This is a genomic window from Achromobacter spanius, from assembly GCF_002812705.1.
Classification (GTDB): domain Bacteria; phylum Pseudomonadota; class Gammaproteobacteria; order Burkholderiales; family Burkholderiaceae_B; genus Achromobacter; species Achromobacter spanius.
Map to the genome: position 1 here is coordinate 1945670 of NZ_CP025030.1, position 21104 is coordinate 1966773.

At 63.8% G+C, this 21104-nt stretch carries 18 protein-coding genes; 16 read left to right on the forward strand and 2 right to left on the reverse strand.

Features of this window, described 5'->3' with window-relative positions; genetic code table 11:
- Position 1: 1 nt before the first annotated feature.
- The 3 genes from CVS48_RS08865 to CVS48_RS08875 all read left to right on the forward strand — a co-directional run bounded on the left by CVS48_RS08865 (position 2) and on the right by CVS48_RS08875 (position 3784).
- The gene (locus CVS48_RS08865; RefSeq protein WP_100854117.1) at positions 2-1660 is read left to right on the forward strand and encodes an amidohydrolase family protein; all 1659 of its coding nucleotides are present in this window, start codon (positions 2-4) and stop codon (positions 1658-1660) included.
- 1 nt (position 1661) lies between these two features.
- The gene (locus tag CVS48_RS08870; RefSeq protein WP_100854118.1) at positions 1662-2639 is read left to right on the forward strand and encodes a CobW family GTP-binding protein; all 978 of its coding nucleotides are present in this window, start codon (positions 1662-1664) and stop codon (positions 2637-2639) included.
- Between the two features lie 95 nt (positions 2640-2734).
- Positions 2735-3784: an ABC transporter substrate-binding protein gene (locus CVS48_RS08875; protein WP_100854119.1), complete on the forward strand. Its 1050-nt coding sequence runs from the start codon at positions 2735-2737 to the stop codon at positions 3782-3784.
- A 65-nt stretch (positions 3785-3849) separates the two neighbouring features.
- Here CVS48_RS08875 and CVS48_RS08880 read toward each other — a convergent pair whose 3' ends face one another.
- Complete coding sequence (locus CVS48_RS08880) at positions 3850-4329, reverse strand: VOC family protein (protein WP_100854120.1); 480 nt, start codon at positions 4327-4329, stop codon at positions 3850-3852.
- Between the two features lie 223 nt (positions 4330-4552).
- On the opposite strand from CVS48_RS08880, the gene CVS48_RS08885 reads away from it, so the two are divergent.
- The 9 genes from CVS48_RS08885 (at position 4553) to CVS48_RS08925 (ending at position 14636) form a co-directional block, all read left to right on the forward strand.
- A complete protein-coding gene (locus CVS48_RS08885; protein ID WP_100854121.1) occupies positions 4553-4852 on the forward strand; it encodes a type II toxin-antitoxin system RelB/DinJ family antitoxin in 300 nt (99 codons plus the stop codon).
- Positions 4839-5126, forward strand: a complete 288-nt coding sequence (locus tag CVS48_RS08890; protein WP_100854122.1) for a type II toxin-antitoxin system RelE/ParE family toxin — start codon at positions 4839-4841, stop codon at positions 5124-5126. The genes CVS48_RS08885 and CVS48_RS08890 overlap by 14 nt, the downstream gene beginning before the upstream one ends.
- Before the next feature lie 214 nt (positions 5127-5340).
- Complete coding sequence (locus CVS48_RS08895; protein WP_242001399.1) at positions 5341-7365, forward strand: TonB-dependent receptor domain-containing protein; 2025 nt, start codon at positions 5341-5343, stop codon at positions 7363-7365.
- A gap of 223 nt (positions 7366-7588) precedes the next feature.
- Positions 7589-8359 (forward strand): SDR family NAD(P)-dependent oxidoreductase, encoded by a 771-nt coding sequence (locus CVS48_RS08900; RefSeq protein ID WP_100854124.1) that lies wholly within the window; start codon positions 7589-7591, stop codon positions 8357-8359.
- A 61-nt stretch (positions 8360-8420) separates the two neighbouring features.
- Positions 8421-10628 carry an alpha-ketoacid dehydrogenase subunit alpha/beta gene (locus CVS48_RS08905; protein ID WP_100854125.1) on the forward strand — a complete coding sequence of 736 codons (2208 nt, stop codon included), beginning with the start codon at positions 8421-8423 and terminating at the stop codon, positions 10626-10628.
- A complete protein-coding gene (locus tag CVS48_RS08910) occupies positions 10612-11334 on the forward strand; it encodes an SDR family NAD(P)-dependent oxidoreductase (RefSeq protein WP_100854126.1) in 723 nt (240 codons plus the stop codon). The genes CVS48_RS08905 and CVS48_RS08910 overlap by 17 nt, the downstream gene beginning before the upstream one ends.
- 8 nt (positions 11335-11342) lie before the next feature.
- On the forward strand, positions 11343-12044 hold the full coding sequence (locus tag CVS48_RS08915; RefSeq protein ID WP_100854127.1) for a GntR family transcriptional regulator: 702 nt from the start codon (positions 11343-11345) through the stop codon (positions 12042-12044).
- Between the two features lie 13 nt (positions 12045-12057).
- Positions 12058-13311, forward strand: coding sequence for a dihydrolipoamide acetyltransferase family protein (locus tag CVS48_RS08920; protein ID WP_100854128.1), 1254 nt, complete (start codon positions 12058-12060; stop codon positions 13309-13311).
- A 128-nt stretch (positions 13312-13439) separates the two neighbouring features.
- The gene (locus tag CVS48_RS08925) at positions 13440-14636 is read left to right on the forward strand and encodes an ABC transporter substrate-binding protein (protein WP_100854129.1); all 1197 of its coding nucleotides are present in this window, start codon (positions 13440-13442) and stop codon (positions 14634-14636) included.
- A 17-nt stretch (positions 14637-14653) separates the two neighbouring features.
- Here the strand turns inward: CVS48_RS08925 and CVS48_RS08930 are convergent, their stop codons facing one another.
- A complete protein-coding gene (locus CVS48_RS08930) occupies positions 14654-15550 on the reverse strand; it encodes a LysR substrate-binding domain-containing protein (RefSeq protein ID WP_100854130.1) in 897 nt (298 codons plus the stop codon).
- A 188-nt stretch (positions 15551-15738) separates the two neighbouring features.
- On the opposite strand from CVS48_RS08930, the gene CVS48_RS08935 reads away from it, so the two are divergent.
- From CVS48_RS08935 to CVS48_RS08950, 4 genes are all read left to right on the forward strand, one after another.
- Complete coding sequence (locus CVS48_RS08935; protein ID WP_100854131.1) at positions 15739-17208, forward strand: NAD-dependent succinate-semialdehyde dehydrogenase; 1470 nt, start codon at positions 15739-15741, stop codon at positions 17206-17208.
- Positions 17209-17227: 19 nt separating this feature from the next.
- Positions 17228-18862: a GMC family oxidoreductase gene (locus CVS48_RS08940; protein ID WP_100854132.1), complete on the forward strand. Its 1635-nt coding sequence runs from the start codon at positions 17228-17230 to the stop codon at positions 18860-18862.
- Positions 18863-18903: 41 nt separating this feature from the next.
- Positions 18904-20106, forward strand: a complete 1203-nt coding sequence (locus tag CVS48_RS08945; RefSeq protein WP_100854133.1) for an ABC transporter substrate-binding protein — start codon at positions 18904-18906, stop codon at positions 20104-20106.
- Positions 20107-20189: 83 nt separating this feature from the next.
- Positions 20190-21104, forward strand: a complete 915-nt coding sequence (locus tag CVS48_RS08950) for a branched-chain amino acid ABC transporter permease (protein ID WP_100854134.1) — start codon at positions 20190-20192, stop codon at positions 21102-21104.

A 21104-nucleotide genomic window follows, 5' to 3' on the forward strand; every position in this document is an offset into this window, starting at 1 on the left:
CATGAGCGATCCCACGTTTTCGCAATCGGAAGTTGGTGAGGAATCCCGCGACGTCAACGCTGCCAAGGGCTGGCATCCGCCGTCCGCGCCTGCATCGCGTGATCGCGGGCTGGGGCCGTTTCCCCGGCTGATCCTGCGGGGCGCCACCATCATCGACGGCACCGGCGCGCCGCCCTGGGGGCCGGTGGACATCGTGATCGAGAACGACCGCATCACCGCCCTGGTCAACGTGGGCACGCCGCACAAGGTCATCGACCCCAAGCGCCGGCCCGGCCCCGGCGACCACGAGATTGATTGCCACGGCAAGTTCGTCACGCCCGGCTTCGTGGACGCGCATGCGCACATCGGCACGCCGTATCACGCGATGAGCGGCATCGTGCCGCCCGCCGACTACATCTACAAGCTGTGGTTGGCGCATGGCGTAACGACGGTGCGCGAGATGGGTGCGATGGGTGGCCTGGGCTGGACGATGGAGCAGCGCGAGCTCTCGGCCGCCAACAAGATCGCCGCGCCGCGCATGGTGGTGCATTCGGTGTTTCCCGCCGTGAACGACCGCGTGAAGACCATCCACACGCCCGAGCAGGGCCGCGAATGGGTGCGCAAGCTGGCCGCGCGTGGCGCGGACGGCATCAAGTTCTTTGGCGCGCCGCCCGCCATCATGGAAGCGGCCCTGGACGAGGCCGCGCAACTGGGCCTGCGTTCGGGCTGCCACCACGCGCAGATGGCGGTGACGCGCGTGAACGCGCTGAAGTCCGCGCGTTGGGGCCTGACCAGTTCCGAACACTATTACGGCCTGCCCGAAGCGCTGTTCGAAGACCGCGTGGTGCAGTCCTTTCCCACCGACTACAACTACAGCGACGAGTACTACCGCTTTGCCGTGGCCGGTCAGACCTTCATGCAGGCGGCGCAACCGGGCTCGGCCAAGTGGCGCCAGGTGATGGACCAGTTCCTGGAGCTGGGCCACACCTTCGTGCCCACCTTCAATATCTACGACGCCAATCGCGACCTGATGCGCGCGCGTCGCGCCGACTGGCATGACGACTACACCTGGAAAGCGGTGTGGAAGTACTTCCAGCCGCAGCGCGGCGGGCATGGCGCCTACTGGTATCGCTGGAGCACCACCAACGAGATCGAGTGGAAGCAGAACTATCGCCTGTGGATGCAGTTCATCAACGAATACAAGAACCTGGGCGGCCGTGTGTGCGCGGGCAGCGATTCCGGTTTTATCTTCCAGATCTACGGCTTTGGTTTCGTGCGTGAATTGGAACTGCTGCAGGAAGCGGGCTTTCATCCCATTGAAGTGTTGCGCGCCGCCACCTCGCAAAGCGCCGCGCTGCTGGGCATTGATGAGGACACCGGCTCTATCGACGTGCAAAAGCGCGCCGACCTGCTGATCCACGATCAAAACCCGCTGACCGATTTCAAGCTGCTGTTCGGCACCGGCGCCATGCGCCTGAACGACGACACGGCCAAGGTGGAATGGAAGCGCTGCCTGCAAACCACCATCAAGTCCGGCGTGGTGTACGACACCGCCGAACTGCTGGCGGACGTGCGCAAGATGGTCAAGGACAGCTGGGCCGACGATCCCGATGGCGAGCGTCCGCCGTTTGGCGGATCGCCCACGGGTTCGCCTTGCGATAGCGCGGATCAGGCGTCCTGACATGGCGGTCGACCTGTTCCTCTTGTGCGGGTTTCTGGGTAGCGGCAAGACCACGCTGCTGGTGGATTACCTGCGCGATCCGGCTTCCCGCGATACGGGCGTGATCGTCAACGAGGCGGGAGAAATCGGCGTGGACGGCGCCATTGTCGCGAACGACAGCGACAACGTGCCGATGACGCTGATGGCCAATGGCTGCGTGTGTTGCTCGCTGCGCAGCGACCTGGTCTACACCTTGAGCGCGCTGCTGGACGCGCCGCGCCCCGAGGGCGTTGGGCCCTTGCAGCGTGTGATCCTGGAATGCAGCGGCCTGTCGCGGCCCGGCCCCATCATCGCGTCGCTGGCCGATCCCGAACTGGCCAGCCGTGGCTTGCGGCTGACGGTGGTCTGCACCGACGACTGCGCGCGCGACCCCGACGCGCTGGCCGAGATGGACGAAGCCATGGCGCAGTTCGGCGCCGCGCACCGCATCGTGCTGACGAAGACTGACCTGTTGCCGACATCCGCGCTGGATGCCCGCGCTGCGCGCGCCGCCTTGCTGAATCCGCTGGCGGACGTGATCGCGGAACCAGACCGCAAGCAGGCCGTGCAAGCTGCGTTTGCGCCGTCGCAAGGCGTTGCCGACCTGGCGGGGCTGGCGGCCCGGATGTTGATTGCCGGCAAACCAGGCTTGGCGCATCCGCGCATCCGCGTCATGGCCGCGCGGGCGCGCGAGGGCATCAGTTGGACGGATTTTTCAGAGTGGCTGGATAACCTGGCCGGCCTGTGCGGCGAACGCCTGCTGCGCGTGAAGGCCGTGGTGCGCGTGGCCGACTGCGCCGAACCCATCCTGATCCAGTCGGTGGGCACCACCTTCAGCGCGCCGCAACGGCTGACGCGCCAGCCCGACGCCAGCGCCGCCATCATCGTGATCGCGCGCGACATCGATGCGGACGACATCCGCGCCTTGTCGCCCGACTCACCGGTGGAAATGCTGGCCTGAACGTATGTAAGAACCCTGGTTGCGCGGCCGGGCACAGCCGTACCGCGCAGCCGCACCGTAGCAAGTCGTTAGTCCCCCTTCGATACGAGGTTGTTATGCAAGAGAAAAACCTGACTCGCCGTGGCTTCATCAAATCCGCCTCTGGCCTGGCGCTGGCCCCCGCGTTGGGCTGGGTGCCCGGCATGGCGCACGCCGCCGAAAAACAGATCGTTGTGGGCACCTGGGGCGGTGATTACCAAAACCTGTTGCAGCAGATCATCAACCCCATCGTCACCAAGCAGGGCGTGACCGTGGTCTACGACACTGGCAACGCCGTGGGCCGCGTCACCAAGCTGCGCGCCGAAAAGAACTCGCGGCGCGGCAGCATGGACGTGGCGCTGCTGGGCGAAGTCGACATGTACGACGCCGAACGCTCGGGCACGCTGGAACCCATCGACGCGAAGAAACTGCCCAACCTGGCGCAGGCCATCGCCGCGCTGAAGACGCCATACTCCATTCCGCACATCTTCAGCGCCATGACGCTGGTCTACAACACCGAAAAATTCCCCACGCCGCCGGACTCGCTGGAAGTGCTGCTGGACCCGAAGTGGAAGGGACAGGTCGGCTTCTCGGACATTCTTTATCTGTACAACTCGGTGTTCGTCGGACTGGGCGCGGGCGGCGACACCAAGAGCTTTGACGGCGGCAAGCGCTTCCTGGCCAAGCTCAAGGCCAACGCGCCGCGCATCTACCCGTCCAACGAAGCGGTGGCATCCGCCTTCAAGTCGGGCGAGATCGCCATTGCGTGCATGTGGAAAGCGCGCGCGCTGCAATGGAAGGACAGCGGCCTGCCGCTGGGCTTCGTGATTCCGAAGGAAGGCTCGGTGCCGGTGTCGTTTGAAGCGGGCGTGGCCAAGAACAGCCGCAACAAGGACGCCGCGTGGGAATACCTGAACGCCATGCTCGACCCGCAAGGCCAAGTCGGCTTCGCCGAAAAAATGGGCTACGCGCCGACGGTGACCAATGCGTCGCTGCCGGAAAACCTGAAGCGCGTCGGTTTCACCGAGGCCGAGGTGAAGCTCTTGAAGGCGTATGACTTGAAGGGCCTGACCGAAGGCAAAGCCGACATGCTGGAATTCTGGAACAAGGAATTCAAGGCGGGTTGATCTGGCAGGTCGATCGGGCAGTTTGATAAGGCTGGGGCCGGCGCGGCCGGCTCCAGCGAATATCCTCACCCGCGCCGCGCCGCTTCGATCGTGGCAACGTCGATCTTGCCCATCGTCATCATGGCTTCAAACACGCGCTTGGCGGCGGCGCGGTCGGCACCCGTGTAGGCCTCGGTCAACACGCGCGGCGTGATCTGCCACGAAATTCCCCACTTGTCCTTGCACCAGCCGCACTCGCTTTCCTGCCCGCCATTGCCCACGATGGCATCCCACAAGCGGTCGGTTTCCGCCTGGTCGTCAGTGGCCACCTGAAACGAGAAAGACTCATTGTGCTGGAACGCCGGGCCGCCATTCAGGCCCAGGCAGGGGATGCCCATCACCGTGAATTCCACGGTCAACACATCGCCTTCCTCGCCGGAAGGGTAGTCGGACGGTGCATGGTGCACAGCGCCCACGGCGCTATCGGGAAACGTCTTGGCATAGAACCGCGCCGCTTCCAGCGCATCGCTTTCATACCAAAGACAAATGGTGTTCTTGGGAATCATCGGGGGTCTCCTGGTTGGTTGAAAACCCGTCGACGCCTGGCGCCCGAACAACCGGCGCACATCACGTGCAGGGGTTCGTGGTGTTGAGGATACTCGGTCAGTGGAGCCGATTCTCGTTCGCCAAATCCCGTTTCAACTGTCAGGTTTTTGTGGCAAACGGCTCGTCGTTTGTGTGTATCTCAATTGAGATACATAATGGCCGGTCCATCACCGGAGGCTTCCCATGGCACCCACTTCAATGTTGCACGTCCGTGTCGACGACAAGCTCAAGGCCGAAGCGGCGGAAAAGCTCGCCAACGTTGGCCTGACCATCTCGGATGCGGTGCGAATTTTGCTGACAAGAGTGGCAAAAGAAGGCGGTTTGCCCGCCGGCTTGGCCGTCGACGCCTTGAGCTACGACTCTTGGTTTCGCGCGAAGGTGCAAGAGGCCTTGGCCGATACGCGGCCACCGGTCGCCCATGAAGCGGTCATGGACGAGGCTCGTGCCCTGATCAGCAAGAAGAAGCGCCGTGCCGGTTCTTGAATGGCGCGAAACGGCTCGCGAGGATTTGCTGGCGATTGTCGATTACATCTCGGACGATAGCCCGGCCGCGGCGCTGCGTTTGGTAGATGAAATTCAGAAGAAAGTGGTCAAGCTGCGTGAGCGCCCACGGCTGTATCGCGCGGGACGGGTAGCGGGCACCAGGGAAATGGTGATTCGGCCGAACTATTTGGTTGTGTATGCGGAATCGCCTCGCGCCGTGACAATTTTGCGCGTCCTGCACGCCGCGCAGCAATGGCCGCTCGATAGCGCCTGATCCCTAAACCGTGGCATGTTCGCGTCAGTTCATCGCCAAACTTTCATCGCTTTGATTCTGAAATGTTATATCATTCATCCGCAATTTGTAATGATATAACATCCGAGAGAATACGATGAAAGGCAAGAAACTGGGGTTCAAGAAGGGAAGCCGCAAGATCGCCATCGCCCGGCCAGCACGCCGTGGCAGCCTGAAACCGCTGGTGTGTTCGCTGATGCTGATCGCGCCCGTCGCGCAAGCCGATACCGAGGCGGACAGCAAGCGCGCCAAGACGCTGGCGCCCATTACGGTTTCCGCCAACCCGCTGGGCTTGGACCTCAACAGCACCACGCTGCCGGCATCTGTGTTGGAAGGCAACGAGCTGATCGAACGGCGCAACGGCACGCTGGGTGAGTCCCTGACGAGTCTGCCTGGTGTCAACAGCGACACGTTTGGGGGCGGCGCCAGCCGTCCGGTGATACGCGGCCAGACCGCGCCGCGCGTGAAAGTGCTGTCCGATGGCTCCGAAGTGATGGATGCCTCCAGCATTTCGCCCGACCACGCCGTGACCGTCGAGCCGCTGCTGGCCGAACGCATCGAAGTGCTGCGTGGCCCGGCAACGCTGCTGTACGGCGGCGGCGCCATCGGCGGCGTGGTGAACGTGGTGGACAAGAAGGTGCCCACCGCCGTGCCGGAAAACGGTGTTGAAGCCGAAATGGAATTGCGTGGCGCCACCGGCACGAAGGAACGCGCGGGTGTCGTCGGCATCACCGCGGGCGAAGGCCAGTTTGCCGTGCGCGTCGAAGGCATGAAGCGCCGCACCAGCGACTACGACGTGCCCGATTGGCCGGGCGGCAAGCTGGAAGGCTCGTACAGCGAGTCCAGTCAGGGTTCCGTCGGCATGTCGTGGATTACGCCGCGCGGCTACGTCGGCCTGGCGTTCACGCACCTGGAAAGCAAGTACGGGCTGCCGGGGCACAACCACGAATACGAAGGTTGCCACCCGCACGGCACGCACCTGCACTGCGGCGGCCACGACGATCACGACCATGAAGAAGAGGGCCACGGCGAAGAGGGCCACGACCACGACCATGCACACGGCGGCGTGCCGTATGTGAAGTTGCGCAGCAACCGCCTGGACCTGCGCGCCGAATACCAGGACCCGTTCGCCGGCTTTGAAAAGATCCGTGTGCGCGGCGGGCTGACCGATTATCAGCACGACGAGATCGAGGGCGGCGAAGTCGGCACGCGCTTCAAGAACAAGGGTTACGACCTGCGCGTGGAATTGCAGCACAAGCCCATCGCCGGTTGGCGCGGCGTGGTGGGCTTCCAGAATGCCTATAGCGACTTCCGCGCCGATGGCGAAGAAGCCTTCCTGCCGCGCAGCCGTACGCGCTCGAACGGCTTGTTCGTGCTTGAGGAATACCAGTTGAACGACTGGCGTTTCGAAGTGGGCGCGCGTCAGGACTGGCAAAACATCTCGCCGGAAGGCGGCGCATCGCGCAGCAGCCTGTCGGGCACGTCCCTGTCGGCCGCGGCCATCTGGGACTTCGCGCCGCAGTACTCGGTGGCGCTGTCGTTGTCGCGCTCGCAACGCCTGCCGAACGCGCAAGAGCTCTTCGCCGACGGCGTGCACCTGGCCACCAATACCTACGAATTGGGCAACGCCGACCTGGGCCGCGAAACCTCGCACAACATCGACCTGACCTTGCGCAAGCACGCGGGCGACACGACGTTCTCCGCCAGCGTGTTCCACAACCGCGTGAAGAACTACATCTACGCCAACACGCTGGACCGCTACGAAGACTTTCGCCTGATCGAATACACCCAGCGCGACGCGGAATTCACGGGCGTGGAAGGCGAGCTGCGCCACCAGTTCACGCCGATCTTCTCGGCCGCGGTGTTTGGCGACTATGTGCGCGGCAAGCTGACGGGCGGCGACGGCAATCTGCCGCGCATCCCGGCGGCGCGCGCGGGTGTGCGCGGCAACGTGAAGTGGCAGCAGTGGTCGGGCGGCGTGGAATACGCGCGCGTGTTCTCGCAAAAGGACATCGCGGCCTACGAAGACAGCACGCCGGGCTACAACCTGGTCAACGCGGTGGTCGCCTATCGCGGTAGCTACAACAGGACGGGCTACGAAGTCTATCTGCGCGGCACCAACCTGCTGAACAAGCTGGCCTACAACCACGCTTCATTCATCTCGTCGGTGGCCCCGCTGCCGGGCCGCAGCGTGTTGCTGGGTGTGCGTTTGACGTATTGATGCGCTGGGGTGTCCTACAAGGGGCGCCCAGGGATGCAGCGAGGCCGGGGCGGGGTGCCCTGGCCTTTTTTTGTTGCGTTGCGAGAGCGATAAGGTCTACGGGTAGACCCCGAGCCCAATCGGGTTGACGCTGGTCCCTCGCCTTCCTAGAATCAAATTTGTGATCACATATCAAAAATAGCGTCCGGTATCCGCCGGCACGCGGTCAGCAGCGAAGCAGAGCATGACCCAACAACTATTCAGTGTTCGAGACAAGATCGTTTTGATTACCGGTGCCGCGGGCGGCATTGGCGCCGCGCTCAGCCGGGCATTCGCCCAGGGTGGCGCAACGCTGGTGCTGGCCGACCTGGCGGGGGAAAAGCTGGACGCGCTGGCGTCCGAGCTGCGCGCAGCCGGCGTGAAGACCGGCGCCATCGCGCTGCGTGTGCAAGACCGCGAAGCCTGCGCGAACGCCGTGGCCGACGCGGTTGCCAAGTACGGCGGCATCGATGTGCTGATCAACTGCGCCGGGGTCAATACGCGCATGCGGCCGGAGCTTTACGCCGAAGACGAATGGGACCGCATCGTCGATATCAATCTGAAGGGCACGTTCAACATGTGCCAGGCGGTGCACCCCACGATGAGCCTGCGTGGCAAGGGCAAGATCATCAACATCGGTTCGATTCTGGCGCTGGCCTCCAATGCTGTTACGGCGGCGTACTCGGCGAGCAAGGGGGGTGTGTTGCAACTGACGCGGTCGCTGGCCTGCGCCTGGGCCTTGGATGGCATCACCGTCAACGTGATCCAGCCCGGCTGGATCGACACCGCTTTGTCGCGTCAGGCGCGCGTGGACATCCCCGGCCACGCAGAGCGCGTGGTCGCCACCACGCCGCTGGGCCGTTGGGGCGAGCCGGAAGACCTTATCGGTTCGACCTTGTTCCTGGCAAGTGCCGCGTCCGATTTCGTGACGGGTGCAAGCCTCGTCGTGGACGGCGGCGTGACCGCCCATATTTGAATGCGCATTGTTGAACGCAGCCAGCCGGCCCTCGAGAGCCGGCACGGCACAAGGAGGAGACATGCAACTTGAGGACATCGGGCAGACGACGCCGGCCCGCACCCTGGTCGTGGAAGAGAGCGACTGGGCGCAATTGACCCGCGCCGACGCCATGCGCCTGACGACGCTGTTCCTGGCGGCGCGCCGCTTCGAAGAAAAGATTCTGTTGCTGGACAAGCTGAACCTGGTGCACGGGCCCGCGCATTCCAGCATCGGTCAGGAGGGTGGGGCGGCGGGCTGCATCGCGGCGCTACCGATCGACACGCTGATGAATGGCACGCACCGCGCGCACCACCAATGTGTGGCCAAGGCCGTCAACGCGCTGTATGACGAGAGCACGGATCCGGTCGCAAGCGGACTGAGCTTGCGCATGCGCCAAGAGATCCAAGGTCTGATGCACGAGATCCTGGGCCTGAAGGACGGCTGGACAGGGGGACGCGGGGGGTCGATGCATTTGCGCCGCGCCGACCTGGGCATCATGGGCACGAACGCCATTGTGGCGGGCGGAATCCCCATTGCGTGCGGCCACGCATTCGCGGAAAAACAGCGCCGATCCGGCAAGCTGATGGTCACCTTCTTTGGCGACGGCGCCGTGCACCAAGGCGCCACCCATGAAGCCATGAACCTGGCGGCGCTGTACGGCCTGCCCATGATCTTCTTCCTGGAGAACAACAAGTACGCCGTGTCGATGAGCGTGGAGCAATCCACTTTTCAGACCGAGCTGCTGACGCGCCCGCAGGGCCACGGCATCGCGGCGGTCAAGGTCGACGGCATGAACCCCTATGCCGTCTGGCTCGCCACGCGCTGGGCGCGCGAGCACATCGAACGCGAAGGCAAGCCGGCGTTTATCCTGGCCGAGGTCTACCGCTATTACCACCAAAGCTCCTCCATTCCCGGCAGCGCATTTGGATACCGCACGCGCGACGAAGAGAACGCCTGGAAAGCGCGCGACCCGTGGCTGTTCCTGCAACATGAACTGACCGATCGCGGCATCCTGGGGGCCGATGAGTTGGCCGCCATCGACACGGCGGTGTCCGATGCCATGGACGCGGCAGCGGCATCCTGCGTGGAGGGCGCGGGTTCGTCGGCGCGCATTCGTCCCGAACTCTGGCCCGAGGCGGCAAGCGTGGACGCTAACCTGAACAGCGACATGCGGGAATTCGAGGGCGTGCGCTTTGCGGAGTCGGAAGACTACGCCGCCCAGGACATGGAAGACCTTTCCTACATTGAAGCCATGTCGCGCACGATGGGCGCGCGCATGGCCGAGGACGAACGCATCTATGTCTTTGGCGAAGACGTCGCCAACATGGGCGGCGGTACAGTGGGCGCCACGCGTGGCCTGACGGAAACCTATGCCGGGCGCCTGGTCAATACGCCCATCACGGAAAACGGCTTTTGCGGCCTGGCCACCGGCGCGGCTCTGTCGGGCTTGAGGCCCGTGGTCGAGCTGATGTACAGCGATTTCTTCTTGGTGGCGGGCGACCAGTTGCTGAACCAGGCGGGCAAGATCCGCCATCTGTTCAACGGCACGGCAAGCGTGCCGCTGGTGTTGCGCACGCGCATCCCGGGCGCGGAGGGCTATGGATCGCAGCATTCCATGGATCCGGCCGGGGTGTTTGCGTTGTTCCCCGGATGGCGCATCGTGGCGCCGTCCAATGCCTTTGATTACGTGGGCCTGATGAATTCGGCGCTGCGCTGCGAAGATCCGGTGCTGGTGATCGAACCGCAAGAACTGCACAAGCGCAAGGCCCCGGTGCCCAAGAACCTGGACTACTACATTCCGATTGGCCGCGCCAAGCGGGTGCAAGAAGGCGAGCAGATTACATTGCTGGCCACGCTGACGATGGTGGACCGCTGCGTGCAGGTGGCGGCCGAGATGGGCGTGAGCGCCGACATCATCGACCTGCGGACGTTGTCGCAGCGCGACATCGATTACGACACCATCGGCGCATCGGTCATGAAGACGGGCCGGGTGGCGATTGTCGAGCAGACCACGCGGGGGGCCAGCCTCGGCGCGCTGATCGCCGATGAGATCCAGCGCCGCTACTTCGATTATCTGGATCAGCCCGTGCAACGAGTGACGGGCCGCTGGGCGCCGCCGACGGTGTCGCAGGCCCTGGAGCGCGCGGCGCTGGCGGGCGAAGACGATATCCGCTCGCGCCTGGGCGCCATGCTGCAAGACAGCGGCCTGATCCCTCAACCAGGAAACGTCCATGCCCTGCGCGCTTGAAGGCAAGACCATACTGATCACGGGCGCGGCCGGCGGCATCGGCAGCGCGACCGCGCGCGTGTGCGCCGAGCAGGGCGCGTCGCTCGTGCTGGCGGATCGTGATGCCCCGGAGCCCTTGGCGGCGGAACTGCGCGCGCGCAACGTGCCGGCCCGCGCGGTGGCGTTCGACGTGACAGACCGCGCCGCCACCGAGGCCGCCATTGCCGGCATCGACCGACTGGATGCCCTGGTGGCCAACGCGGGTTACTGCCCCTGGGACGACTGGAATGCCGAGGGCTGGGATCAGGTGTTTCATCAGGTCATCGACATCAATCTGCTGGGCGTCATGCACCTGACGCGCGCCGCGCTGGCCAAGATGGCGGGCCAGGGATGCGGGCGCATGGTGCTGGTGTCGTCGGTGGCGGCGCGCATGGGCGGGCTGGCGGCCAGTCCGCACTACGTGGCGGCCAAGGGGGGCACGCACGCATTCGTGAAATGGCTGGCGCGCAAGGCGGCGGAGTCTGGCGTAAACGTCAATAGCGTCGCGCCCGGGGCCACCGATACGGGAATGACCCACGGCGCCGCGCTGGATACGAATAAAATTCCCCTGCGACGCATGGCCCAGCCCCGCGAGATCGCCTTGCCCATCGCCTTTCTATGCTCCGATGGCGCAAGCTACCTATGCGGCGCCACGCTGGACGTGAACGGTGGCGTCTACATGACTTAGGCGTACACATGGACAACAGCATCCTGGAAGGCCTGCTCAACAAGCAGGAACGCGTAACCGTCGCGGATCAGATCTATCAACGTACGCGGGAGCTCTTGATGAGCGGGGCCGTGCCGCCCGGCGAAAAGGTCACGCTGCGCGGCCTGGCCGCGGCGCTGAACACCAGCCCGATGCCGGTGCGTGAAGCAGTCAACAAACTGGTGGCCGAAGGGGCATTGGAAATGCTGCCTACTCGTGGTGTGCGCGTGCCCAAGCCCAGCCTGCCGAGATTTCGGGAAGTGGTGCGCATCCGCTGCTGCCTGGAGGGTTTCGCCGCGGCGGAAGCCGTGAAGATCATCAGCGACGAGACCGTGGCGCGCATCGAACACTACGCGCAGGAGTTCGACAAGTTGGGACATCAGCGCAAGATCGATACGCTGAAGACGATCCAGGCCAACCGCAATCTGCATTTCACCTTGTACGAAGCGGCATCGATGCCGTTGCTGGTGACGATGATCGAGAACATCTGGCTGCAGATCGCGCCGCTGTTTTCATTGAGCATGAGCAGCAAGGACCGCAAGTCGGAAAGCTGGGAGTCGTTCAGCCATCACGACAAACTGCTGCAAGCGCTGCGCCGCCGCGATGCCGATGGCGCGCGCGACGCGGTGGTGGCGGACATTTCCGATGCGGCTACCTATATCGAGAAGACGGGTAACTTAAGCCCAACCTAAAAGCGAGTGAGACATGGATATCGAGGTCGTAATGCCCGCGATTGGCGCGGGCACGACAGAGGGGAAAATCCTCCAGTGGTTGAAGCAGTCCGGCGATACGGTCAAGGTGGGCGATATCCTGGCCGAAATTGAAACGGACAAGGCGGTCATTGAACTGGAGGCCGTGGACAACGGCGTGCTGGATCGTATCCATGTCGAAGCGGGCGACACGGCGGTGCCCGTGGGCGACGTGATTGCAACCTTGATGGCGCAGCCGCGCGCTGAGGCGCAAGCGGAACGGCAAGCCGAACGACAGGTGGAACGAAACGCGGTAGAAAGCACGCCTGCTGCCCAGGCCGCGGCGGCGGTATCCGCTACCGATGGCGCAGCGGCGGCGCCCTCGCACCGCTTGTTCGCCAGCCCCTCGGCGCGGCGCCTGGCGCGCTTGATGGGCGTGGATCTGCAGGCTTTGACGGGCAGTGGCCCGAACGGGCGCATCGTGCGTGTGGATATCGAACACGTCGCGCAAGATCGCACCGCGTCGACCACCAAACTCGCGGCGTCCTCGGACACGGCGGTCGCCACCCATGCCCACGCCGGCAGGCTGACGCCCCACACGTCCATGCGCGCCACCATCGCGCGTCGCCTGGTGCAGTCCAAACAGCAGATACCGCACTTCTACCTGACTGTCGATTGCCGCATGGACACCATGCTGGCCGCGCGCGAATCGCTGAATCGCAGCGCACAGATCGGCCCCGATCCTATCCGTTATTCCCTGAACGATCTGCTGCTGTTGGCCGTGTCGCGCGCCGTGGCGAGGGTGCCAGAGATCAACGCCCAATGGACCGACGAGGGCGTGCTGCGCTTGGAGCAGATTGACCTGAGTATTGCCGTTGCGCTGGATACGGGTTTGATCACGCCGATCTTGCGTGACGCCGGCCGCAAGGGCCTGCACGACATTGCGACGCAAGTACGGCAGTTGACCGAACAGGCGCGGGGCGGCCGCTTGCGGCCCGAGCAATTCGAAGGCGGCAGCCTGACAGTGTCGAATCTGGGCATGCATGGGGTGCAGTCGTTCGCGGCGATCATCAACCCGCCGCAGGCCGCCATTCTGGCGGCGGGCGCAGTAACGCGTCAGCCCGTGGTGGACGGCGACGCTCTAGCCATCGGCCACGTGATGAGCCTGACGCTGTCGGCGGACCATCGCGTGGTGGACGGCGCGGTGGGGGCGCGGTTCTTGAAGGAAGTCAGGCATTTTCTGGAGCATCCCATCGAATTGATTCTCTAGCGGGCTGAGTGGAAGCGTGGTTCCTGGCAGTGTCCACACAGCAGCGCGCAGGGTGGACCGCGAACGGCGACAGACCGATGGCGGCGGCAAGTCGAAGCACCATTACCTAAAAGTCTGGAGACAAAACAATGAGCAAGCAGAATCCCCTTTTGCGCCTCGCGTGCACCGCCGCACTGATGGCCGCCGCGCAGGGCGCCTGGGCGCAGAGTGATATCAAGATCGGATACAACAGCGACATGTCGGCCAGTGGTTCGGCCGACTTTGGTGTTTCGGCGCTGTCCGGCGCGCGGCAGGCCGCCGAAGAGATCAACGCGGCGGGCGGCGTATTAGGCAGGAAAATCGTCATTGTGCCGCGCGACGATGTAGGGTCGCCACCCAAGTCCATCCAGAACACCAACGAATTGGTGGACAACGAAAAGGTTGTCGCGATGTTGGGCGGTGTTAATTCAGGCAACATGCTGGCGTGGCTGCACATCGTGCAGCAGAAGAAGATTCCGACCATTTCGCCGTCGGCCACCGCCACCGAGATCACCAACCGCTACAGCAAGGAACCGGCCAATTACATCTTCCGCGTGTCGATGCGGGACCTGGACCAGATCACGCTGCTGGCGGCGTATGCTGCGCACGCCACGAAGAATCAGAAGGTTGCGATCATTGCCGACACAACGGGCTATGGCCAGCAGGGCGCGAAAGACGCCGCCGCCGTGTTGAAGCTGCACGGCATCACGCCGGTGGCCAACGAAAAGTTCGGTCCGAAGGACACGGACATGAGCTCGCAATTGAACAAGATCAAGGCGACCGGCGCGGACACGCTGATTGTCTACGCGCTGGCGGATTCCAATGGCCACCTGATGCGCAGCCAGGAGAAGATCGGCTACTTCCCGACCACGTTGGGGTCGTGGTCGAACCTCAGCCCCCCGTTCCTGCGCATTGCCGGGCCCGAATTGGCCAAGAAGATGATTTTCTCGGCGTCCATCACGGAAGACTCCACGCCGCAGTCCAAGGCGCTGTACGACACCATCATGAAGAAAGAGGGCAAGCTGCCTACCTATGTGTTCGCCGCGCACGCCTATGACTCGGTGAAGATCCTGGCGGCGGCCATGACGCAGGCTAAATCCACCGATGGCGACAAGGTGCAGCACGCACTCGAAAACCTGGGCAAGGTCGATGGCGTGATCAAGACCTACGCGCCCGCTTTCACCAAGGACAACCACGAAGCTTTGTCGTACAAGGACTTCCGACTGGTGCGCTGGGTGGACGGCAAGGTGACGTCCGTGGACGACGCCATTACGCAGGCAATCAAGCCCGAAGATCTGAAGCAATAGGCCCCTGTGGGCGGCGGTCAGGCCTGGGCCTGGCCGCTGCTCAAGTGGTTGACGAAGAGCTTGGCGGCGGTGGGCAGCGAATCGAATGACCGCATGCAGATCTGGATCTTGCGTCGCGCCCACGGCTCGGACAGCGGGATGATGCGTAAGTCGAACATCACCGAGTAACGCCGCGCAATGTCCAGCGGCAGTACGCCAACGCCCAGCCCGGAATTCACCATGAAGCACAGGGCATCAAAGCCTGTGACCTGCACCTTGAGCCGGATATTGCGCTTTTCGTCGGTGGCGGCATGGGTGAGGATGCGGTTGATGGCGCTGCCCCGATGCAGTCCGATGAAATCGTGTTCCAGCGCGTCGGCGAAGCGAAAGCCGGGCTTGTCGCGCAGCGGATGGTCGGCGGGTACGACCAGCGCCAGTGTGTCTTCCCGGTAGGGGCGGATCTCAACGTCGTGGTCTGGCGGGGAACCGGAAAAAATGCCGACGTCGGCCGCGTTTTCGGCGACCGACTTGATGATGGTGGACGTGATTTTCTCTTCCAGGTCCACCTGCACATTGGGGTAGTCGTTCAGGAACAGCTTGATGTCTTGCGGCAGGAATTGCGTAATGGCCGAGATATTGGCATAGACGCGAATGAAGCCGCGCAGGCCGCGCGAGTAGTCACGCATGTGGACGGCGATCTCATCCAGCTCGTGCAGGGCGCGGCGTGCCATGGTCGATAGGGCGATGCCCGCTGGCGTGGGACGGATGCCCTTGTTGGTGCGGATCAGAAGCCGGATTTTGAGGCTTTGTTCCAGCTCGCTGATGCGTTTGCTGATGGCCGCCGCGGCGATGTGCTCGTGTTCAGCGGCCGCCGCGATGGTGCCTTGTTCGACCACGCTGATGAAGAGCTTGAGGGAAGTGGGGTCTAAACGCATGAGGCGGGACAGGCATCGAACAGGACGGGCCATTGTAGCCACGCGCGGCTGTTGCCATCGCGTTTGGCGATGGCGGCATCGTTAATGACTGCTGTTGGGGACGCCAGGGCCAGGGCTATCCTCACGAAAAATAGCGTCGGCGTCCGATGGACGAGCGACGCAAGAATGATGGATGGAGCGAGAAGACAATGAATCTGCAGAACAGCCAACTGCTGCGGCAGCAGGCGTACATCGGCGGCGCCTGGTGCGATGCCGATAGCGGCGCCACCCTTACCGTGCGCAACCCGTTTGATGGCCGCGCGCTGGGCACGGTGCCCAACCTGGGCCAGGCCGAGACCGCCCGCGCCATCGCGGCAGCCGATGCCGCGCTGCCTGCCTGGCGCGCCCTGACCGGTAAGGAGCGTGGCGCGATCCTGCGTCGCTGGCATGGCTTGATCGAAGCCCATTGCGACGATCTGGCGCTGCTGCTGACGCTTGAACAGGGCAAGCCCCTGGCCGAGGCGCGCGGCGAACTGAACTATGCGCTGTCCTTCGTGGAGTGGTTTTCCGAGGAAGCCAAACGCATCTATGGCGACGTACTGCCTTCCACGCGTGGCGACCAGCGCATGCTGGCCATCCGCCAACCCGTGGGCGTATGCGCCGCCATCATTGCCTGGAATTTTCCTTCGGCGTTGGTCACGCGCAAGGTCAGCCCGGCACTGGCTGCGGGCTGCACCGTGGTACTCAAGCCTTCCGAGCTGACGCCATTCACCGCGTTGGCGCTGGCCTGGCTGGGCGAGCAGGCCGGCATTCCGCCGGGGGTCTTGAATGTGATCATCGGCGATCCGGCGCCCATCGGCACGGAGCTGACGCAGAACCCCACGGTACGCAAGCTGACATTCACCGGCTCCACCCAGACCGGCCGCCTGCTGATGCAGCAAAGCGCATCCAACATCAAGAAGCTGTCGCTGGAACTCGGGGGCAATGCGCCGTTCATCGTGTTCGAAGATGCCGACCTGGACGAAGCCGTGGCCGGACTGATGCTGTCGAAGTTTCGCAATGCCGGACAGACCTGCGTCTGCGCCAATCGCGTCTATGTGCACACGCGCATCGCGGACGCCTTCAATGACAAGCTGCTGGCCGAGGTCCGGCGCATGAAGGTGGGCGGCGGGCTGGAAGACGGCGTGACGCAAGGCCCGCTGATCGACCAGCGGGCGGTCGACAAGGTGACACGCCTGGTGGCAGACGCCATGGCACACGGCGCGTCGCTGTTGGCGGGCGGCAAGCTGCGCGCGCCAGACACTTTGTTGTACGAGCCCACGCTGCTGACGGGCATTACTGACGCCATGGAGCTGGCGCACGAAGAGATCTTCGGTCCGGTGGTGGGCATCAGCACCTTTCAGAACGAAGCCGCCGTGCTGGCGCGCGCGAATGACAGCACCTCGGGCCTGGCCGCCTATTTCTACACGACCAACCAGGAAAGAATCTGGCGCATGATGGAAGGGCTGGAATACGGCATCGTGGGCGTGAACACGGGCGCGGTGTCCAATGAGGTCGGCCCGTTTGGCGGCGTCAAGGAATCAGGCGTGGGCCGCGAAGGCTCCAAGTACGGGATCGAAGAATTCCTCGAAATCAAATACGTCTGCCTGGCCGGCAAGGCGTTCAACGCGCCGCGCTAACCCTTTCCGGATTCCTGATATGAGCCAAGCACAACAAGCATCCCTGCAGGATGCCGACACGTTCGACTACGTGATCGTCGGCTCCGGGGCGGCCGGTTCCATCCTGGCCAACCGTCTGTCCGCCGATGGCGCAACGGTATGCGTGCTGGAGGCGGGTCCGCCGGACAACAGCCCCTTCCTGCATATTCCGGCCGGCTTCATCAAGGCGGTTTTCAACAAGAAGTACGCCTGGCAGTTTTCCAGCGAGGCCAGCGCGCAGACCCATGGGCGGCGCGTGCCGATCCCGCAAGGCCGCACGCTGGGTGGCTCGACCTCCATCAACGGGCTGGTCTACAACCGCGGACAAGCTGCGGATTTCGATCATTGGGCCAGCCTGGGCAACCCGGGATGGTCGTATGCGGACGTGTTGCCCTACTTCAAGTCCATGGAACGCCGCGAGGGCGGCGACGACCGTTTCCGCGGCCGCCAGGGCGAGTTGCCCGTGACCGACATAGACTGGATCCATCCGCTTTGCGAGGCGTTCATCGCGGGTGCGGTGGAGCAGGGCCTGCCCCGCAACCCCGATTACAACGGCGCGGACCAGGCGGGCGTGGGCTACTTCCAGCGCACCATCAGCAACGGCTGGCGCATGAGCACCGCGAAGTGTTTCTTGAAGCCCGCCATGGCGCGCAAGAATCTGGACGTGCGTACCTATGCGCAAGCCACGCGCGTGCTGTTCGAGGGCACGCGGGCGGTGGGGGTGGCGTATTGCCACCCGGCGCATCCCAAGCGTGTGCGCGCCGTGCGCGCAGGCCGCGAAGTCATCGTGGCCTGCGGCGCCATCAACACGCCCAAGCTGCTGCAGCTATCCGGCTTGGGGCCGGCTGACCTGCTGCGTCAGCATGGTATTGCGGTGGTGCGCGACTTGCCCGGCGTGGGCGAGAACCTGAGCGATCACTATTCGGTGCGCATCGTGGCGCGCGTCAAGAACAGCAAGACCATGAACGAGCTGGTGAAGGGCTTTAGCCTGGCCGGCCAGATCAGCCGTTGGATGATGAAGCGGCCCAGCATCATGGCGCTGAGTCCGTCGCTGCTGCACTACTTCTGGAAGTCCACGCCCGAACTCACTGCGCCTGATCTGCAGGGCGTGTTCACCCCCGCCAGCTACAAGGAAGGCTATGTCGGCGTGCTGGATGATTTTCCGGGCATGACGACGGGCGTGTGGCAGCACCGCCCCGACAGCCGTGGGCAAGTACGCATCCGTTCGGCCGACCCCTTGCAGGACCCGCTCATCCTGGCCAACTACCTGCAAGACGAGCGTGACCAGGTCACGCTGGTGCGCGGTATCCGACTGGCGCGCCGGCTGCTGCAATCGCAAGCGCTGGTGCCATTTTCGGATGGTGAGGCGTTGCCCGGGCCGCTCTGCGAATCCGATTCCGAATTGCTGGATTTTGCGCGCCGTTTCGGCGTGTCGTCCTATCACGTCAACGGCACGGCCCGCATGGGGCCGGCCGGCGACCCCTACGCCGTCGTGGATGCGCAGTTGCGCGTGCATGGGGTGCAGAACCTGCGTGTGATCGACTCATCGGTCATGCCTTGCATGCCGTCGGCGAACATCTGCGCCGCCACCATGATGATCGGCAACAAGGCGGCCGACCTGATCAAGAACGCCTGAATAAGCCATCGTGATCACCCGAGTGATCCCTAGGAGACAACGTGTACACCAAGCATTTCCCCAAGACCATGAAAGCGCTGTTGCTGTCGGCGGCGCTGATGGGTGTCAGCGCCGCGGCGCAGGCCGATGACGTCAAGATCGGCTTCAACAGCGACATGTCGGCCACTGGCTCGGCCGACTTCGGCATTTCGGCGCTGGCCGGCGCGCGCCAGGCGGCCGACGACCTGAACGCGGCGGGTGGCGTGCTGGGCAAGAAAGTCGTCATCGTCGAACGCGATGACGTGGGCGCACCGCCCAAGGCCATCCAGAATACCAATGAACTTGTCGACAACGTCAAGGTCAACGCGATGTTGGGCGGGGTGAACTCCGGCAACATGCTGGCGTGGTTGCACCTCGTGCAGCAGAAGAAGATTCCGACGATCTCGCCGGTGGCCACGGCCACCGACATCACCGGCCGCTACGCCAAGACACCGCCGAACTATGTGTTCCGCGTGTCCATGCGCGACCGCGATCAGATCGCGCTGCTGGCGGCCTATGCCGCCCGCGCCAGCAAGTCGGGCAAAGTGGCGATCATTGCCGACACCACCGGCTACGGCCAGCAGGGTGCGAAGGACGCGCTCGAGATTCTGGCGTTGCACCAGATCACGCCGGTCGCCAACGAGAAGTTCGGCCCGAAAGACACGGACATGAGCTCGCAGTTGAACAAGATCAAGGCGTCGGGCGCGGACACACTGATCGTCTACGCGCTGGCGGACTCCAACGCGCACGTCATGCGTAGCCTGGAGAAGATCAACTACTTCCCGACCACATTGGCCTCCTGGGCCAACCTGAGCTCGCCGTTCCTGCGCATTGCCGGCCCGGAGCTGGCGGGCAAGATGATCTTTACCGCATCGATCACCGAGGATTCGTCGGCGCAATCGAAGGCGCTGTACGACACGCTGATGAAGCGCGGCGGGCGCGTGCCGACGTACGTGATGGCCGCGCAGGCCTATGACTCGGTCAAGCTGATCGCCGCCGCCATGGAGCAGGCCAAGTCCACCGACGGGCCGGCAGTGCAAGCCGCGCTGGAGCAATTGGCGCAGGCGCCTGGCGTGATCAAGACCTATCAGCATCCGTTTTCGGCCAGCAACCACGAAGCGCTGTCGGTGAATGACTTCCGCCTGGTGCGCTGGATCGATGGCAAGGTGGTGACGGTGGACGACGAGATCACGCGCGCCATCAAACCGGAAGACCTGAAGCGGTAAGTAAGTCGATCAGCCGGACATCAAGGATCTCTCCCGCGCGACGCAGGCCTTGCGCGGGAGTCGTCAAAAGGGGGGCCTTCAGCATGCAAATACTACAAGCCATATTGAGTGGATTGGCCATGGGCAGCGTCTATGCCCTGGTCGCGTTCGGGTTCAGTATTACCTACACCACGACCAAGACGTTCAATTTCGGCCAGGGCGCCTTCCTGGCCTTGGCCAGCCTGATCGGCATTAGCGCCATCCTGCTGGTCACACAGGGCAAGCTCATCGGCTTTCCCAGCCCGGAGGACGTGACCTGGGGATCGTTCCTGTTCGCGCTGCTGGCGGCCATGCTGATACTGGGCCTGCTGGGATTCGTGCTGTACATCACGGCCATCAAGCACTTCGTGGGCGAAGCCGGACTGTCGTGGGTGATGAGCACCATTGGCTTTGGCATCATCATTCAGAACCTGGCACTGCTGATCTGGGGGCCGGCGCCTATCGCGGTGGCCTCGCCGCTGGGTGACGGCATCGTCACCATTTTCGGCACCGGGGTGCGCCCTCAAGAGATCCTGGTGTTCGGTACGACGCTGGTGTTGATGATTGTGTTTGACTGGGCGTTGCACAAGACCAAGATGGGCAAGGCGGTGCGCGCGGTGGCGTTCAGCAAGTCCACCGCCAGCCTGATGGGCATCAATGCCAATGCCGTGGCTGTGGCGGTGTTCGTCATCAGCTCGGCATTGGCCGCCATTGCCGGTGTGATGATTGCGCCCATCGCTACCGCGTCGGTGTTCGTGGGCACGCTGCTGTCATTGAAGGCGTTTTCGGCCGCCATTTTGGGCGGGCTTGAGAATCCGCGCGGCTGCATCTTCGGCGGCTTTTTGATTGGGTTGCTGGAATCGCTGATCGGCCTGTGGTATTCGAACCTGCGCGAAATCGCGGTGTTCGCGCTGATCATCGTCGTGCTGTATTTCCGCCCGGCGGGCATCCTCGGCCGCGTGCATGCGGAGAAGGTGTAA

Coding starts and splice junctions, on each gene's coding strand:
- CVS48_RS08865 (WP_100854117.1), top strand. CDS start 2: ATGAGCGATCCCACGTTTTCGCAATCGGAAGTTGGTGAGGAATCCCGC.
- CVS48_RS08870 (WP_100854118.1), top strand. CDS start 1,662: ATGGCGGTCGACCTGTTCCTCTTGTGCGGGTTTCTGGGTAGCGGCAAG.
- CVS48_RS08875 (WP_100854119.1), top strand. CDS start 2,735: ATGCAAGAGAAAAACCTGACTCGCCGTGGCTTCATCAAATCCGCCTCT.
- CVS48_RS08880 (WP_100854120.1), bottom strand. CDS start 4,329: ATGATTCCCAAGAACACCATTTGTCTTTGGTATGAAAGCGATGCGCTG.
- CVS48_RS08885 (WP_100854121.1), top strand. CDS start 4,553: ATGGCACCCACTTCAATGTTGCACGTCCGTGTCGACGACAAGCTCAAG.
- CVS48_RS08895 (WP_242001399.1), top strand. CDS start 5,341: ATGCTGATCGCGCCCGTCGCGCAAGCCGATACCGAGGCGGACAGCAAG.
- CVS48_RS08900 (WP_100854124.1), top strand. CDS start 7,589: ATGACCCAACAACTATTCAGTGTTCGAGACAAGATCGTTTTGATTACC.
- CVS48_RS08905 (WP_100854125.1), top strand. CDS start 8,421: ATGCAACTTGAGGACATCGGGCAGACGACGCCGGCCCGCACCCTGGTC.
- CVS48_RS08910 (WP_100854126.1), top strand. CDS start 10,612: ATGCCCTGCGCGCTTGAAGGCAAGACCATACTGATCACGGGCGCGGCC.
- CVS48_RS08915 (WP_100854127.1), top strand. CDS start 11,343: ATGGACAACAGCATCCTGGAAGGCCTGCTCAACAAGCAGGAACGCGTA.
- CVS48_RS08920 (WP_100854128.1), top strand. CDS start 12,058: ATGGATATCGAGGTCGTAATGCCCGCGATTGGCGCGGGCACGACAGAG.
- CVS48_RS08925 (WP_100854129.1), top strand. CDS start 13,440: ATGAGCAAGCAGAATCCCCTTTTGCGCCTCGCGTGCACCGCCGCACTG.
- CVS48_RS08930 (WP_100854130.1), bottom strand. CDS start 15,550: ATGCGTTTAGACCCCACTTCCCTCAAGCTCTTCATCAGCGTGGTCGAA.
- CVS48_RS08935 (WP_100854131.1), top strand. CDS start 15,739: ATGAATCTGCAGAACAGCCAACTGCTGCGGCAGCAGGCGTACATCGGC.
- CVS48_RS08940 (WP_100854132.1), top strand. CDS start 17,228: ATGAGCCAAGCACAACAAGCATCCCTGCAGGATGCCGACACGTTCGAC.
- CVS48_RS08950 (WP_100854134.1), top strand. CDS start 20,190: ATGCAAATACTACAAGCCATATTGAGTGGATTGGCCATGGGCAGCGTC.